The sequence below is a fragment of the Salegentibacter sp. Hel_I_6 genome (genome assembly GCF_000745315.1).
Lineage (GTDB): Bacteria > Bacteroidota > Bacteroidia > Flavobacteriales > Flavobacteriaceae > Salegentibacter.
Genome location: NZ_JQNQ01000001.1, coordinates 936,743 through 953,209, shown reverse-complemented (window position 1 = coordinate 953,209; position 16,467 = coordinate 936,743). Strand labels below are relative to the sequence as shown.

Here is a 16,467-nt window from a genome sequence, read left to right as displayed (position 1 = left end):
ATTAGGAAATAGGCGGCCTTAAGTTTGAGACTATCCTCCGGCTTCTGATAATGAGAAAGAACTTTCTCTAGCTCATATTTATTATTCTTTGCTAGTTCAAGAGCGTTGCGAACTTCTAATGGCGTTTTTTCGCATCCTGAGAATATTATAACTAAAAAGAAGACTAGAATGATTGTTCGCATATCTTATAAAATTGGGTTGTACGAAATTTCAGCCAGGACAGAATATATTTAATATTTAATCTCCGAATTTAAAATCAAATAGATAGATCTCTTTTCTATAAACATTTCTTACAATTTCTCTAGAATCGAGCGAATAGTATTTGGTATAAAAGGTATGTTGAGTGCTATTTATTTTGGGAAGGGATTGAAAATTTCTATCATGAAGAGCGAAAAAATCTTTTAAGTTGGTGGTAAAACTTCTGAATTTTAAAATTGTATCCACTTTTATCTCATATCCAGGACCTTCTATCCACAAAAGTTGAGGAATAAAATGTAATTGGTTCAATATTGATTTTTTGTTAAATTCATAAAATATAAATTCATTGAAATCTCCTTGGTATTTTTCTACATATTTTTTTCCATCCATAGCATCTTCTAAGTTGATACCACCATTATTTAAGTATAAAAAGGCGGATAAAACCCGTTCCCAGGGGTTTCGTATAATCGTAAAGAGATGATAATCAGATAATAAATTTTTATCAAGTTCACGTAAATGCTGAAAACCTTTTTCTCTAATATTGTGTCCCTTAATGCAAACATCCAGTTGCGCCGCATGTGATACAATTGTGGATCCTCCCGTCCTGGGAATATGGATAAATAATAATTTTTCCATTAATTAATTTTTAGAAACGAAAAACCCCATATACTTACATTTTGAATATATAGGTAAAGCTTTTTTGCTTCTATCAGATATGGAATAGGGGGCTGGATAGTTTTTAATTTAATTTCTTTATTTATAATAAAGGGAAATTGTACCTGTTGAGCGCTGGGGTGAAATTACTATTGCGCTAATGCAATTTGATCTCTAAGCTTTTCAAAAGCATTATTGCCAGGTTCTTGAAATTCGTAAGATTTAACTTCTCCTTTTTCTAGGTAGACGATACAGGGATAAATTCTATTATTTGTCGGCATATTTACCCCCCCTTCTTTCTGAACATATATATTCTTATGATCTTTTAAATTAATATCAATCTTATGCTGCAATATTTTGAGAGATTCTACCCTAGTTAAAACAAAGAAAATTTTTTCGTTATCTATGTTATCTCTCATAAATACTTCCCCTTCTTTTATACAACCATGACAACCCAGACCGGGTAATATTACAAGCCATTCGGTAGTTTCGTTCAATTGACTTTTATCCTGAATCTTAGTTATATAATCTTTTTCAACATCTTTTACTTTTTTATCACATGAAGTCGATACAAGTAAAGTTAAAACTGCTAGTATTAAAATGGTGTATTTCATGGATTATAGTTTTTTAGGAGTAAATATTTTAAAAGTAAGATTTACTTCATTAATATTATTTTCATCTAAATATTCAATATTAAGGCCTTCTTCTGTTACAAATGAATTTTGCCAATGCCAAATTGTTTCTGGTCCTAAGGTGGTTTCACCCAGATATTTAAAATCTTGATCTAAAATTATTATTGCGATATTTTTTTCCTTCCAGGATGTATGCTTGGGAGCGTCTGGAAGAGCCTTTCTTAAAAATCGGTAATATACTTTACGAAATTTGTCATAGAGGATCGCTGCATACATATCCTGTCTCACGAACGAGGATCTAATTTCTTGTGCTGATGCTTTGCCGGGTTTTTTATTAATAGATTTTATGGTACCAGCAGACTTACTACCCGCATAAATTTTTTCATAATTCTGTCCATTTAACTCTGTTATATATAAATCATGAGAAATAGGAAAACTATAAATTAATTTATTGCCATCCGGGTGAAGCTCAGGAAATACCTCTTTAAATAAGCCTTCTCCCCAGTTAACATTTTCCCCAAACAAAGAGGAGGGGTATGAATGGCTATAATTTATTTCATTTAAATCATAATCCATTCGCGCTAAGAAATTAAATTTATCCACAATAGAGTCCGGCATACTCCCGCTAAAATAACCACTTAACAACAATTCATTTGAGCGTTCCATAAATGGAATAACGGTTTGAACTGAAAATTCGGGATAGACATATGCCCAACTTATATCATTTCTTCTGATATCGTGCCCTCCGTTTAACGATATTCTGTTTTGGACTTCTCCACTTTTATTTAAGAGTGCGACTTCAAATAAATTATGATAGATATATATGGAATCTTGTTCTTTGATATGGAACCCCATTGGCATATTAATACCGTTTGGACCTTCCTTATCCAGAGATAATTTCTTAATAAAATTTAATTTATTAAAGTCGTAGAAATATATTGAATTATTATAATTATTTAGAAAAGTAAGTAATCTTACGTTCGATGAATCCTTGAAGATCTCTACATAAAGAGGTTTAGGAGCGGTCTCGTCATCCAGTAAAAAAGATTTTGAAGCTACTTGTTGGAGTTCCATGGTTGGATGCAATTCTCCTTTTTTTTCGTTTACTATGGTCTTACGATTCTCATTACAGGAAACGGAAATAAACGTAATAATACAAATTGAAATAAACCTTTTCATTACTAATATTCTTAGTTATATATTTTATCAAAATTTAAGGAAGGCCCGTTCTGTTGCTGCTTCATTAATTTTAAACAGGATAATACAAAACGGACCATCTCTTTTCTAATAATAGCATTCTGATGATTATTAGTTAACAATCAACGAATATCACAACCACCTCCGGATCCGAATTGAGAGCACCTATCAAAAGCATTGCACTTCATAGGCCATGACCACTCAGAACATTCTGCGTTTGCCGTATTCATTGTAACCACGCTAGCCAAATCTAAATTTTCATTAGCTGTGATTGTGGTATTACTATTAATAAACATAGTACCTCCTAGTGCAAGGATTCCTATAATTCCTACTAATTTTTTCATTTTTATATTCTTTTAAATTAATATTTCGTTTCAATGATTTTTTAAAGTCTGAAAAGAGGCATACTACTTTAGGAATATGACAAATTTCTTTTATTAGAAATTTGTAAGAGTGTTATATTTCCCTCCCTCCAATAGTGTTTCGGATTTTATGTCATACAGAGTCGTTTTTAATTAATATTCAGTCAGTTAATTTTTCTTCTATTATCAGCAATTATATGTATATCAAATAATTATTATCACCACACAATTTGATTAATTCGAGTCTTACTTTTGCAACCTATCTGTGCATACATTTATTCATTATTACCCCTCTTTCGTGAGTCTATTGCAGTTTTATATAGATTTGATATTTCAGAAGACATTAAAGGATTCCCTATTACCTGAACTTCGTTTTCTTGATTTATTAAAAATGTTTGAAATAATTTTTTTGAAGGAAAATTATTTTTTAAGAAAAGGGTATAACTTAAATCATCGTAATAAGGATATTTTAAATTAATGTATAAACTATCCTTATTTTTAAATTCTTGTTTAGAAACTGTTCCATCTTCTGAATAAACTAGGAAAATAAAACCGACCTTTGAAGTGTCGATATTTCCCATAAAAGTTTTCCATTTTGCCAAATCTTCAATGCATGAACCGCATCCTCCATTGATTAAAGAAAGAATTTTAAGGTCTTTTTCGTGAGGTTTAGTAAGAACTCCCTGGGCATTAAAAATTATACTATCAAGAGGTAGTTCTAACCTTTTTGCTTTCCAATTATTGACCATTTCCGTTGCTGGTCTTTCCTTTGAATTGCAAAAAGTCAAGAAACCTGATAAAAAAAGAATGAATAGCTTTTTCATCCTAAAGCTGAAATTTAATTAGTTGAGGATTATCATTTTTATAAGATGCTGCATACAAAACGTTATCTTTTTGATCTATCGTAATGGATCTGACTTCTTCATCTAGTTGGTATTTTTTTATAGGTCTTCCTTCCCAGTCAAATACATATACTACATTGGATAAAAAAGCATTTGTTAGTTCTTTTACAGAATTCACATTCATACTTTTGCCGCTATAGAGCGTATAGATGTAGTTTTCATCTGATGTTGCAGCAATAAATCCGTTACGTTCATCTTCTTTATTATGAGCGGTAATAGTTTTATTTCCTGATTTAATTTCCTTATTTGTTGTGGCCCAATAGAAGTTGCTTTTAATATCGATTTTTTCCTTATTTTTTAGATCCAAAATGCCGCAAATTCCAGAGGTGTAATGGAAGTATGCAACCAAGCTATCAGAAGGATGATTTATAAGAAAAGCTTGATTATTTAAGGTCCCTTTAGGTAAGGAGTCTTGAGAGGGAATTTTCATCCTTGACATTTCTTCACTATCAATATCATAAATTCCGAAACCAGGTTGTGGTTCATCCGCCAACATTCCAACAATATTATTTTGGCAATAAATATTTTCTCTCATTCTTGGGGCACTTTTGTCAATAGAAAATTTTTTAAAAGGCACATTATTTCCTTCTTTCAAACTGTCTACGGCATACACTAGGGAAGATTGGCCATCAATTAGGTATAGTTGATTGGTATGGTAATCTATTGAAAAATTAACTCCTCGATATTTTATTTCGTCAGGCCCCTTACCACGTTTAGCAAATTTTCGAACCTTTCCGTTATTAAGATTTACAATTTTTAAATCGTATTCAGGATCTCGAATTTCACTTACTATAATTAAATTATCCACACTTACCATTTTAAACATGGACGAGAATGATACATTCTCCTCGATATCCACTGGCTGTGATTCAATGGCTATTGTTTCAATTTCCTTGAATGACTTTTTGAGATTATCACCTCGTTCTTTACAAGCGGATAAAATAACAATTAAAAGGAGGTATTTTATTTTCATAAAATGAAATGGTATTTAATTATTAGTATTAAGTAAACGGTTATGAAAGGCTGCCAGAATACTGACAGCCTTAATTAAAATTAACAACCGCCACCGTTAAACCATCCCAGAACATCTCTTGGATATCCTCCATCGTGTATTGTATAACATACTGCATTACTTACTAAGGCGCAGCAAATACCATGGGGATGTTCGGCATTAGCTTGTTGTAATGCAATAATGTTCGATAAATGAACATTACTACTCTTATTATTTGATAAATTTTGTGTGTCAAAATTAACTGTGTAAACCACTGCCATTGCCATTAATAGACCAATGCCTGTAATTATTTTTGAATATTTATTTTTCATTTTATAAATTTTAAACTAATTAGAAGAAATATTAAAGGCATTGGTAACCTTTACAAGGGATCTGTGTAATTTCTGAAAATTGTTTTCTATTTTTTATTTCATACGTAAAATATTTGGTTATTAGATATATAAGGTGTTACAGATAACTATCTTATTATTATTCTTCACTACATAATTTGTTAAATACTATAACTTTTGGGTTTTTGCTACTATTTTTTATTTTACTGATAAGAATAAAGCCATATTCATCTTTACTTTTTTGAACGATGTCATCCAGTTTAATAAGGTCATAGATTTCTTCACCAATTTTATTCGGATATAGATTAAGATTAAAAATGTCTCCTTCGTTTTGCTTAATCTTTATAATGAATCTTTTTTTTAACTTTTTTTTACTGATAATTTTTCCTTTAAACGTGATTTTTTCATGGTTGTCGTTTAAGTAAAATTCGCTACAATTAGAAGGATTAAAACTGATATTGATGTTAATTGATGAATGGATAATGAGGAATGAAAAAATTAAAAATATTGTTTTCATGGTTGGAAATTTTCTTAAATGTAAAAAAATTATTTTAATTATCCCGTGAACGGGAAAATTTTTAACTTTACCGTTCCAATTTCGTTTTGGATTTATAGGTTTTTTATTATCAGTCACTTAAAAAATTTCTTGAAAGTTTATTAAGTATAATTTCTTGCGTAATACAATTATATTTTAATCAGAGATAGATAAATAAAGAAAGATTTTTTTTTAAAATTTTTATTTAAAGCCAGCAAATTTTGAACAGGACAGCCAGGTTGGGAAACGCATATTCATTTGGCTTGTTTATTTATCAATAGTAGAGTTTCTAAGTAGGAAAAACCCATTTTGAATGACTTAAAAGTTTGATACCACCAAAGACCTGGATTGTTAATTCGAAAAGGAATAATTAGATTAGTTGCTAGATCATAAGATTTTTAAAAAAGTTTAATTAGAATCAATAATCAAAAAAGGAAATTGCCAAAACAGTTTGTGTCAGAATAATTTTTAAATCCCTTAATAGGATTATTTAACTTGCCAGTATTTTATTTGAAGAGGCTTCAAGGTGAATTATTTATTCTAGAATTTTTAAAAGCTGTAATACTTAAGGATTAAAAATTTTTACTTGAGAAAGAACCTATCAAAATCTTTTAAAGAAAACATTTATCGGAATTTCAAACCAATTAGCTCCATACTTTAACTACTATGAAAAAAATTATTATCGCTATTATAATTATTTCTTGTTTTAATTGCACTGATATTGAGAAGGATAACTCTCAAATAATTGATAAAGAGCAATACGTACCGGAGAAAAACGAAGTCGAAATAAAAGTGCTGCAACCCCAATTATTTAAAAAAGAAATTCTATCTAATGGTAAACTTGTTGCCAACCAAAAAACTTTAATGAAGTTTAGGGTAAATGGTTCTTTGCAAAGTCTGGCTGTGGAAAATGGAGATCTGGTTCAAAAAGGTCAGGTGCTGGCAGAACTGGACCCCTTTGAATACCAGCAGGCGCTTTCTAATGCGGAGATAGGGTATAAAAAAGCGCACCTAGAATTTGAAGATATGCTTGTAGGACGGGGCTATGACCTGTCCAACCGCGATAGTATTCCAAATAATATATATGAAATGGCCTCGATTCGTTCCGGCTATTTGCAAGCAAAAAATCAACTTGAAAATGCCAGTGCCGATTTGGAAGCTACTCGCTTGCGGGCACCCTTTACAGGGAAAGTGGCAGATATTCAGTTTAAACAGTACGAGCAGGTAAGTAGTGGAAGCCGGGTACTAACATTAATTGACGACAGGGTGTTTGAAGTTGAGTTTTTCCTACTCGAGTCCGAGGTAGACCAGGTAAGCGAGGGGGAAAATGTGGAAATTTTGGCTTTTGATTCCGAGCAAGCTTATCAAGGCAAAATCAATAGTATCAATCCGATTGTGGAAAAAAATGGAATGGTTAAAATAAAGGCCCAAATAAAGAATGATGGTAAACTTCTGGAAGGAATGAATGTAAAGGTGCGTATACAAAAAGCAATTTCTGATAAACTGGTAGTACCCAAAAGCGCTGTAATTCTTCGCCAAAATCAGGAGGTGTTGTTTAAATATTTCAGCGGTAAAGCTTTTTGGACTTATGTACAAACTACTGGAGAAAATAGTACATCTTATTCTGTTGTCGCTCATCCCGATAAAAGTAGTGCCAGTTTAAAGGCAGGGGATACAGTAATTGTCACAGACAACCTAAACTTAGCCCATGATAGTGAAGTGGAAATAAAACAAAAAAATTAGTCCGTCCCCTCTTATCCCAGTTTGTATGGTACGTTTCCTTCTCTATAAACCCATTGCTGTCTTGATGACTACCCTTGCCATTATTATCTTAGGCTTGGTAGCCTGGCATTATATTCCGGTTTCCCTGATGCCCGATGCTGATATTCCAGAGGTAACGGTACAGATAAGTGCCGATATGTCTGCCAGGGAACTCGAAGGTGCCGTGGTTCGCCCCTTGCGTAACAGTCTGATGCGGGTAAACCATCTGGAAGATATCAAAAGCGAAACCAACAACGGGAGTGCTATCATTCGGTTAATTTTCGAGCATGGAAATAAGATTGATTATTCCTTTATAGAAGTTAATGAAAAAATAGACCGAGCCATGTCCGATTTACCTCGTGATATGGAACGACCGCGAGTTATTAAGGCCAGTGCTTCAGACATCCCAGTCTTTTATTTGAATTTAACCTTGAAAGATGATTTGAGCACTAAAGAAAAAGGGGAGATCAGTCAAAAATACATTGATTTTAATCGCTTTGTTAGTGGGGTAATACGGAAACGTATTGAGCAATTGCCAGAAGTAGCCATGATAGATATTAATGGGCTTATCGCTCCTGAGATACTTATAGTCCCGGATCATAACCAAATGCGGGCCCTGGGCATCGGGATTAACGACCTGGAAGCTGCTCTTAAAAGGCAAGATGTAGAAATTGGCAGTATCCTGGTAAAAGACAGCCAATACCAGTACAATTTGCGGATGGCCTTTAACCTGGAAAACATAAGAGGCATTGGCAACATCTACCTTAATATCAATGATCGGCTATTTCAGCTAAAAGATCTAGCCCAAATTCGGGAGCAACCCCAAAAACGTAGTGGGCTTGTCCTTTATAACAACCAGGAGGCCATTAGCATGGCCATCATAAAACAAGGGGATATACGAATGTCTGCATTAAAGGAGTCACTCAAGACTTCCATAGACCAGATGGAGCGTGACTACCCGGAGATTGCATTTAACATAGGGCGTGACCAGACCAAACTATTGGGGGAATCTATTGGAAACCTCGGTAGAGGCTTGTTTTGGGGCATTAGTCTTGCATTTTTAATCATGTTCTTTTTCCTCAAGGATTTTAGGTCCCCTCTTCTCATCGGAATTAGTGTACCGGTATCCCTGGTGGTGAGTCTGTTGTTCTTTTATCTACTGGACATTTCCATTAATATTATTTCCATTTCCGGTCTTATTTTGGGCACCGGACTTATGATAGATAATGCGATTATTGTGATAGATAATATAACCCAGTACAGGGAACGGGGACACTCTCTTTCCGTTTCTTGTGAAAAAGGCACCAATGAGGTTTTTAAACCTTTGTTGAGCGCTGTATTGACTACCTGTGCAGTTTTTGTGCCCCTTATTTTTCTTAGTGGAATGGCCGGAGCTTTATTTTACGATCAGGCCTTGGCTATAGGGATCGGACTGGTTGTTTCCCTATTAGTTTCTACTACCTTGCTTCCTGTGCTTTATCGACTTTTACATTTGAAAAATGCAAGTGGAGGGGTGACCTTATTCTCGAAAAACCTGAATGTCTGGGATTATGGAAGTCTCTATGAGAAAGGGTTTAGATTTGTGATGAGAAGACAAGCCATGATGGGATTGTTGTGTGTTCTATTTTTACTGGTTTCGGTCGGCTTGTTCTTACTACTTCCCAAACAAAAAATTCCTGAGCTTACCACGACTGAGAAAATATTTGCCATAGATTGGAACGAATCTCTGAATATTGAGGAAAATAAAAAAAGAGTAATGGAAATGGCCGGTGTGTGGCAAGAAGAAATTGATAATTACAATGCCCAGGTGGGGCAACAACAATTCCTGATGACCAAAGGGGCGCAGGCTACAACTTCAGAAGCTGAGATTTATGTCCAGGCCCATTCTCCTGGACAACTCAAAGAGGTTCAGCGAAAAGTTAATCATTTTTTACAGCGTTATCCCGGGGCGGTCATGGAAATGGAGGAAGTCGACAATATTTTCAACCTGATTTTTACGACAGGGGAAGCTCCTATTACTGCCAGAATTCAACCCACCGGACATGTTAGTTACCCTAATGGGCAATTAGAAACCTTATGGGGGAAGCTTCAAAAAGCTTTTCCAAATACTCCCATCGAGCCCCTTTCCTGGGAAGAGCAGATTACCTTAAAAGGAGATGCTGCTAAAATGGAATTGTATGGAATTACTCCAACGCAACTTAACACCGCTCTGGTGAATGCTTTTAATCAACAACATGTCTTGACGATAGTGGACAACCAGGACTTTGTACCGGTTGTTCTGGGTGCAGAAGAACAAGCCATTGACCAGGTACTGGAACATACCCTGGTAAGGGCTAATGACAGTACGTACTATAAAGTTGGGAACTTTCTAAGTGAGAGTTTGACTAAAGACTTTAGAACGATAACCGCAGGAAAAGAAGGAATGTATTATCCCTTTAATTTTCAAGCAGAAAATGACCAGGAACAAGAAACAATCCAGAAGATTCAAAAAGTTCTTAAAACGTCCCCGGGTTTTGATGTTAACTTTACAGGTAGCTATTTTGAAAGCCGTGAGCTTATAAAAGAGCTTATGTTAGTCCTGGCTATTACTCTGGCCCTTTTGTATTTTATATTAGCTACTCAGTTTGAATCTCTTACTTTACCCCTTATCATTTTATTGGAAATTCCACTTTCCATGGCTGGCGCCTTTTCTTTCTTATGGTTTTTTGACATGAGCTTGAATTTGATGTCTATGATAGGAATAGTGGTAATGTGTGGCATCATCATTAACGATTCCATATTAAAGTTAGATACCATTATTCAGTTACAAAAAAATGGCTATGGGTTAATAAGAGCCTTATTGGTGGCAGGTCAAAGACGGCTTAAACCAATTTTAATGACTAGTCTTACCACCATCCTGGCTTTGGTTCCTGTACTCTTTGCAGGGGGGCTCGGGGGAGAATTACAGGCTCCATTGGCCATTGCGCTAATCGGGGGAATGCTACTAGGTACGCTGGTAAGTCTTTATTTTATTCCATTACTCTATTATTTTTTGACAAAAAACAAGCAACATGCTTCATAAAAAAATTCTTTTATACCTTGTTTTCTTTATGCTCTGTGGGATATCCATAAACGCACAGGAGGTGGATGGCTGGAGTCTGCCTGACTTACTGAAAAGTGGGAGGGAGCGTTCGCTTCAGGCGTTCCGAGCCAAACGGCAATATGCTCTGGAGTATTGGCGTTACCGCTCATTTAAATCCAGCCTATTGCCCAGCCTTGACTTGGAATTAGAGCCTTTTTCATATAATCGCTCATTTGTGGAACGCTACGATGACGATTTAAATATAGATGTATATAGACAACAACAAAATTTAAACTCCTTTGCCCGGTTATCAGTCAATCAAAATATCCTGTTGACTGGGGCTTCTGTATATTTAAGTTCCAGTTTCGGTCGTTTGGTAAATTACGGAGAAAACCGCCTGCAAAGTTATAATATAACCCCTGTAAGGCTTGGAATTGTGCAGCCTATTATGGCATTTAATGCTTTGAAATGGCAAAAAAAAACAGCTATGCTTGAACTAGAAAAAGCGAAAAAGGAATATATCGTCAATCAGCAAGAAATTAATATGCATACTGTTTCTTTATTTTTTCAATGGGCTTTGGCCAGCACAAAGGTAGATATCGCCCAGGAAAATAAAAAGGCTGCAGCCCGTCTATATAAAATTGGAAAAAAAAGGTATGATTTAGGTTCAATTGAAAAGGACGAATTGCTGAACCTGGAACTTGAGAATTTTACTTCTGCTACAACTTTAACCCGTTATGAGCAAGATCTTGAAACGATTGTTTCAGATTTAAAATTATTTTTGAACCTAAAAAATCTTCCTGAACATTCTCCTCCGCTTCCTGAAATGATTCCGAATCTTAAAATAGGTTTGGAAGAGGCCCAGCACTTGGCTAAGCAAAATAACCCTGATTTATTAGATATTCAAATCCAAGAAATCCACGCGGATCGGGATCTGGACGAGGCTATAAAAAATAACCGATTTAATTTGTCTGTAAACGCAAGTTTTGGACTTAACCAACAAGCTGAGCACTTTGAGAATGCATATGGTCATTTTTTGGACCAGCAGATTGTTGCTATTCAGTTCCGTATGCCAATAGTTGACTGGGGCGAGCGCAAGGGGAATATCAAAATGGCAAAGATGACACGGGAGCTGGCTGATATCCAAGTAGAACAGGATAGAAATGACGTTTCGCGAAATCTTCGCCTGGCAGTTGCCAATTTCAACTTGCAAGAGGAACAGGTTCTGGCTGCGCTAAGGGCTCGTAATATAGCTCAAGAATCATATCAGATCACGGAAAAACGTTTTCTTTCCGGTCAAGTAGATGTTTTACGACTTACCAGTGCCAGATCTGCCAGGCAAACAGCAACAGAGCAGTATATTCAAAGCTTGCAACTATATTGGGAATATTATTACCAAGTGCAACAAATTACCTTGTATAACTTTATTAAGGGAACCCCCTTGAGCGAAGATTTTGATCAACTGTTAAAAATCGATTAGCATGGGAGGTGTAATCAATAAAATAAAAGCTTACTGGAAATCCCTGCTCTTAACATTACTGGTGCTTTTTCCACTACTTTTTGGGTTGTACTGGCTGTCAGCACTTATAATTTTGGGAATGGGTAGTTACTGGCTTATCCAAACGGCTATTTCAGCAATAAAGTTTACCCGCCTGCAACAAATTTTGGAAGTTTTGGTGGGAATTCTGTATTTTTTTATTGTGATTACTTCCATAAAGGTTTTTCTGTTGGACATCTATAGAATACCCAGCAGTTCAATGGAGAAAACAATATTTCCTGGGGATGTCATTTTGGTAAACAAACTGGCTTATGGTCCCATAATGCCTCGTAAACTCGGTGAAATTCGCTGGTTAAACCTATTCTTACTTATCAATGAGGACTTTAAAGAAATAATTGATGAACCGTGGTGGTCTTACCACAGGCTCAAAGGTGCACAAGAAATAGAGCAGGGTGATATTCTGGTCTATGAGCTTAGGCCATCATTTTTTGTTGTAAAACGCTGTGTGGGCGTAGCAGGTGATGATTTTCAGGTAATTGATGGAGTTGTTTATACCAATGAGAAAATTTATGATGACCCCAAGACGGTTAAAAATATTTATGACTTCCAGGTAACGGAAAGAAGTGTTTTGTATGATAGCTTGAATTCTCTGGGCCTTGAGTTTGCAGTATCCCCAGGTGGAAATTTTCCAAACTCATTGAGGGGAGATTTTACAATTTTGGAAAAAGAGAAGGTTCAAACTATACCCGGGGTGAATGAACTGAATTTAGCTATAGACACCTTGCATCCGGAAAGGAAACTTTTTGCAGAGCCTCCTTTAAATTCCTGGACACTCGATAACCTGGGACCTTTTAGAATTCCCAAAAAAGGGACTACCTTCTCATTAAAACCAGAAACCTTTGCACTCTATGCTAAGGCAATAAGCTTATATGAGGAGGTCAAACTAGTAGAGAAGTCCGGCAAATATTATATTGACGGAAAGCAGGTAAAAGAATATACTTTTACTAAAGACTACTACTTTATGATGGGAGACCACCGTAAGGGTTCTATTGATTCCCGATATGTAGGTTTTATTCCTAAAGAAAATATAATAGGAAAAGTTCCGCTAATCCTATTTTCTACTACTGAGGATGAAAGTCAATGGAACAGGCTTCTAAAACCTATAGCATATATAAGATGAAAACTAGCCTGTCTCCTTTCAGTATAATTACCATCTTTATTTCCCTGGCAATTGTGGGAGGAAGTCTCATTCCCTTGTTAAGTATCCAGTTAAAGCCTTCATCGGCTGTAGAAACGATAGAGGTTTCTTTTTCCTGGCCAGATGCATCGGCTAAAATAATCGAACAAGAAGTTACTTCGAAGCTGGAAGGGCTTTTTAATAGAATGCAAGAGGTAAAAGACATTAGCTCTACCTCCCAAAAAGGTAGCGGCAGTATCAGTATAAATTTCAAAAAAAATACTGATATGGATGCGGTTCGTTTTGAACTAGCCACCCTTATCCGTCAGGCCTACGTAAAACTTCCCCATGGGATAAGCTATCCTCATTTATCGATGGGCCTGGAATCCGAAGGCCAATCTTCCATTCTCTCCTATAGTATCAATGCTAACGGAAGTCCCTATTTTATCAAAAAGTATGTGGATGAAAATTTAGTGCCGAAACTCTCCCTTATGGATGGGATAAGTGAGGTAAATGTCTATGGAGCCGCACCTTATGAATGGGTGATTACCTATGATGCTCATAAGCTTTTTGAACTGGGTATTTCTGCATCAGAAGTCTCCCAGGCCATAAATATACACTTTAGTCGTAATGAACTTGGTAGAGCCAAGGTAACGACAAATGAAAAAAAGTTTTCTCAGGAAATCTCTGTAAGTTTGGAATACCATGACCCACAAAAGCTGGATTTTGAGGGAATTGTGATTGGAACCTCTGGTGAACGGGTAATTTATCTTCGAGATATAGCAAAAGTACGTTTTCAGGAGGGACCGGTTAATGCATATTATCGTATCAACGGAAAAAACACAATCAATATGGTTATATTTCCGGAAAAAGGGGTGAATTCTATTCGCCTTAGCCGGGAATTAAAAGAATATGTAAAGGAGCTTGAGCAGACCATGCCCCCCAGCTATCAGTTGAAACTCACCTATGACCCCATTTCTAAACTTTCAGAAGACTTACAGAAAATTAAATGGCGGAGCTTTTTTTCTCTGGTTATCTTATTAATTTTTACAATTGTTTTTTACCGAAACGCGAAATACATCGGTATTTTTTTCCTAAGTATTTTTATCAATCTTTTGGTAGCAGTGATTCTTTATTATCTGTTTGAGATCGATCTGCAGTTGTATTCTTTTGCTGGTATAACTATATCTTTCGGGATCATCATAGACAATACCATTATTATGATGGATCACTTGCGCAAAAATGGCGATAAGAGAGCCTTTCTCGCTATACTGGCAGCAACACTCACTACTATTGGTGCGGTAATGGTTATCTTCTTTCTAGAGGAATCGCAGCGTGCCAACTTATGGGATTTTGCGCTGGTTATCGCTATTAATTTAGGAATTTCTCTTCTAGTCGCCCTTTATTTGGTTCCCGCCCTAATGCAAAAATTCCAATTGGAAGGTCGAAATAATAGATTTTCAAGGAAACGCAAAAGACGTCTCTTATGGGTGTCCAAAAAATATGCTCAATTTTTAGAAAATATCAGGCAACCGTTTATCAAATGGACTATGTTGTTAATAGTAATATTAGGATTTGGGCTTCCCTTGCATCTGGCCCCGGACAAAATAGAAGGAAAAGGGGTGGTGGCCAAAATCTATAACCATACTCTGGGAGAGGAATGGTTCCGTGCTGAACTTCGGCCAGGATTGGAGAAATACCTTGGCGGAAGCTTGCGATTGTTTATCGAAAACGTCTTCGAGAACTCTTATTATGCCGAACCAGAGCGCACCAGTCTTCGAGTCTCCGGAAGGATGCCGGAAGGACATACTATAGAGCAGCTCAATGATGTTATTAGGAAAATGGAAAGGTATATTGGTTCTTTTGAAGAAGTGGAGCTTTTTGAGACTCGGATAAACAGTTATCGTAACTCCAGTATAAATATTTATTTTAAGGAGGAAGACGAAACAGGTAGCTTCCCTTACGCTCTAAAAAGTTTACTGGAATCGAAGGCGATTAGCTTAGGGGGGCTTGATTGGAGTGTAACCGGGGTAGGACGCGGTTTCTCAAATGCTTTGGGAAATAGCTTTAAAAGCGATCGTATACATTTAGAAGGCTATAATTATGATAATCTTTACAATTACGCAGAATTGCTAGGGGAACAACTCCTGGACCAATCTAATGGCCGCGTAAAAGAGATTGAAATTAGAAGTGGCGGCCGGAATACAGATGTATTCCAGGAATATTATCTTGAATTCGACCCCGAAAAAATGACCTTGTCCAATATAGGGGCTTCCCAAATGTACAATGCTTTAAGAAATCAATTACATTATAGCCTTTTACAACCAGTAATTAATAATAATGACCTCCAGGATGTAAAACTGGTTTCCAATAGATATGAAAATATGAAGGTTTGGGACCTAAATAATGAACCATTAATAATTGGAGAGGATCAGTACAAGATTGGGAAATTGGCTACTATAACCCGAAAAAAAACTGGGAACACTATAAGCAAAAAAAATCAGCAGTACCAACTGACCGTAGAGTTTGATTTTATAGGGCCAAGACCATTGGCTCAAAAGTTTAAAGAGGAACGTATAGAAGAACTTTCCCAAATATTGCCTATTGGTTATAAAGTAACTCTGCCTTCCTATGAGTATTGGAACAAAAAAGACAAAAAACAGTATTATTACCTCTTTGTGATTGTGGGTATTATTTTTTTTATCTGTTCAATTTTACTGGAGTCCCTGATACAACCTCTGGCTATTATAAGTATGATACCTATTTCTTTTATCGGAGTTTTTCTCACTTTTTACATGTTTGATTTCAATTTTGATCAAGGGGGATATGCATCTTTTATCTTGTTAAGTGGAATCAGTGTGAATGCAGCATTATATATTGTCAATGATTTCAACATACTCAAAAAGAAATACCCAAAAAAACAATACATCCTTTTGTACTTGAAAGCCTATAACCATAAAATCATTCCAATCTTAATAACTATTATGGCTACTATTGGGGGCTTGATCCCATTTGTGTGGAGCGGTCAGGAAGAGGTTTTTTGGTTCTCATTTGCGGCTGGGTCCATTGGAGGGTTATTGTTTTCGTTAATAGGAATATGCCTGTACTTGCCACTACTGGTCTATAGGAAGTAAATTGAATTTGTGATT

At 35.7% G+C, this 16,467-nt stretch carries 12 protein-coding genes; 5 read left to right on the top strand and 7 right to left on the bottom strand.

Going from position 1 to position 16,467, the window contains the following annotated elements:
- Positions 1-237: 237 nt before the first annotated feature.
- The 7 genes from FG27_RS04295 to FG27_RS04260 all read right to left on the bottom strand — a co-directional run bounded on the left by FG27_RS04295 (position 238) and on the right by FG27_RS04260 (position 5,920).
- A complete protein-coding gene (locus FG27_RS04295) occupies positions 238-834 on the bottom strand; it encodes a sulfotransferase family 2 domain-containing protein (RefSeq protein ID WP_037315977.1) in 597 nt (198 codons plus the stop codon).
- A 167-nt stretch (positions 835-1,001) separates the two neighbouring features.
- A complete protein-coding gene (locus FG27_RS04290) occupies positions 1,002-1,466 on the bottom strand; it encodes a hypothetical protein (RefSeq protein ID WP_037315974.1) in 465 nt (154 codons plus the stop codon).
- Between the two features lie 3 nt (positions 1,467-1,469).
- Positions 1,470-2,663: a DUF4221 family protein gene (locus FG27_RS04285; RefSeq protein WP_037315971.1), complete on the bottom strand. Its 1,194-nt coding sequence runs from the start codon at positions 2,661-2,663 to the stop codon at positions 1,470-1,472.
- Between the two features lie 655 nt (positions 2,664-3,318).
- Positions 3,319-3,867 carry a hypothetical protein gene (locus FG27_RS04275; RefSeq protein WP_037315965.1) on the bottom strand — a complete coding sequence of 183 codons (549 nt, stop codon included), beginning with the start codon at positions 3,865-3,867 and terminating at the stop codon, positions 3,319-3,321.
- 1 nt (position 3,868) lies between these two features.
- Positions 3,869-4,918: a BF3164 family lipoprotein gene (locus FG27_RS04270; protein ID WP_037315961.1), complete on the bottom strand. Its 1,050-nt coding sequence runs from the start codon at positions 4,916-4,918 to the stop codon at positions 3,869-3,871.
- Between the two features lie 80 nt (positions 4,919-4,998).
- On the bottom strand, positions 4,999-5,268 hold the full coding sequence (locus FG27_RS04265; RefSeq protein WP_037315959.1) for a hypothetical protein: 270 nt from the start codon (positions 5,266-5,268) through the stop codon (positions 4,999-5,001).
- 157 nt (positions 5,269-5,425) lie between these two features.
- Entirely contained in the window at positions 5,426-5,920 is a 495-nt protein-coding gene (locus tag FG27_RS04260; protein ID WP_037315956.1) for a hypothetical protein, read from the bottom strand.
- A 567-nt stretch (positions 5,921-6,487) separates the two neighbouring features.
- Between FG27_RS04260 and FG27_RS04255 the strand changes: the two genes are divergently transcribed.
- The 5 genes from FG27_RS04255 to FG27_RS04235 are packed head-to-tail and all read left to right on the top strand — an operon-like array spanning position 6,488 to position 16,452.
- Positions 6,488-7,564 (top strand): efflux RND transporter periplasmic adaptor subunit, encoded by a 1,077-nt coding sequence (locus FG27_RS04255; protein WP_051935756.1) that lies wholly within the window; start codon positions 6,488-6,490, stop codon positions 7,562-7,564.
- 25 nt (positions 7,565-7,589) lie between these two features.
- Positions 7,590-10,643 carry an efflux RND transporter permease subunit gene (locus FG27_RS04250; protein ID WP_037315953.1) on the top strand — a complete coding sequence of 1,018 codons (3,054 nt, stop codon included), beginning with the start codon at positions 7,590-7,592 and terminating at the stop codon, positions 10,641-10,643.
- Entirely contained in the window at positions 10,633-12,123 is a 1,491-nt protein-coding gene (locus tag FG27_RS04245) for a TolC family protein (protein WP_037315949.1), read from the top strand. Before FG27_RS04250 ends, FG27_RS04245 begins: the two co-directional genes overlap by 11 nt.
- A 1-nt stretch (position 12,124) precedes the next feature.
- A complete protein-coding gene (gene lepB / locus FG27_RS04240) occupies positions 12,125-13,321 on the top strand; it encodes a signal peptidase I (RefSeq protein WP_037315946.1) in 1,197 nt (398 codons plus the stop codon).
- Positions 13,318-16,452 (top strand): efflux RND transporter permease subunit, encoded by a 3,135-nt coding sequence (locus FG27_RS04235; protein WP_037321940.1) that lies wholly within the window; start codon positions 13,318-13,320, stop codon positions 16,450-16,452. Before lepB ends, FG27_RS04235 begins: the two co-directional genes overlap by 4 nt.
- Positions 16,453-16,467: the final 15 nt, after the last annotated feature.

What these genes read in the sequence shown, in the direction of transcription:
- FG27_RS04295 (WP_037315977.1), bottom strand. Translation starts at nt 834, where the DNA reads ATGGAAAAATTATTATTTATCCATATTCCCAGGACGGGAGGATCCACA.
- FG27_RS04290 (WP_037315974.1), bottom strand. Translation starts at nt 1,466, where the DNA reads ATGAAATACACCATTTTAATACTAGCAGTTTTAACTTTACTTGTATCG.
- FG27_RS04285 (WP_037315971.1), bottom strand. Translation starts at nt 2,663, where the DNA reads ATGAAAAGGTTTATTTCAATTTGTATTATTACGTTTATTTCCGTTTCC.
- FG27_RS04275 (WP_037315965.1), bottom strand. Translation starts at nt 3,867, where the DNA reads ATGAAAAAGCTATTCATTCTTTTTTTATCAGGTTTCTTGACTTTTTGC.
- FG27_RS04270 (WP_037315961.1), bottom strand. Translation starts at nt 4,918, where the DNA reads ATGAAAATAAAATACCTCCTTTTAATTGTTATTTTATCCGCTTGTAAA.
- FG27_RS04265 (WP_037315959.1), bottom strand. Translation starts at nt 5,268, where the DNA reads ATGAAAAATAAATATTCAAAAATAATTACAGGCATTGGTCTATTAATG.
- FG27_RS04255 (WP_051935756.1), top strand. Translation starts at nt 6,488, where the DNA reads ATGAAAAAAATTATTATCGCTATTATAATTATTTCTTGTTTTAATTGC.
- FG27_RS04250 (WP_037315953.1), top strand. Translation starts at nt 7,590, where the DNA reads ATGGTACGTTTCCTTCTCTATAAACCCATTGCTGTCTTGATGACTACC.
- FG27_RS04245 (WP_037315949.1), top strand. Translation starts at nt 10,633, where the DNA reads ATGCTTCATAAAAAAATTCTTTTATACCTTGTTTTCTTTATGCTCTGT.
- lepB (WP_037315946.1), top strand. Translation starts at nt 12,125, where the DNA reads ATGGGAGGTGTAATCAATAAAATAAAAGCTTACTGGAAATCCCTGCTC.
- FG27_RS04235 (WP_037321940.1), top strand. Translation starts at nt 13,318, where the DNA reads ATGAAAACTAGCCTGTCTCCTTTCAGTATAATTACCATCTTTATTTCC.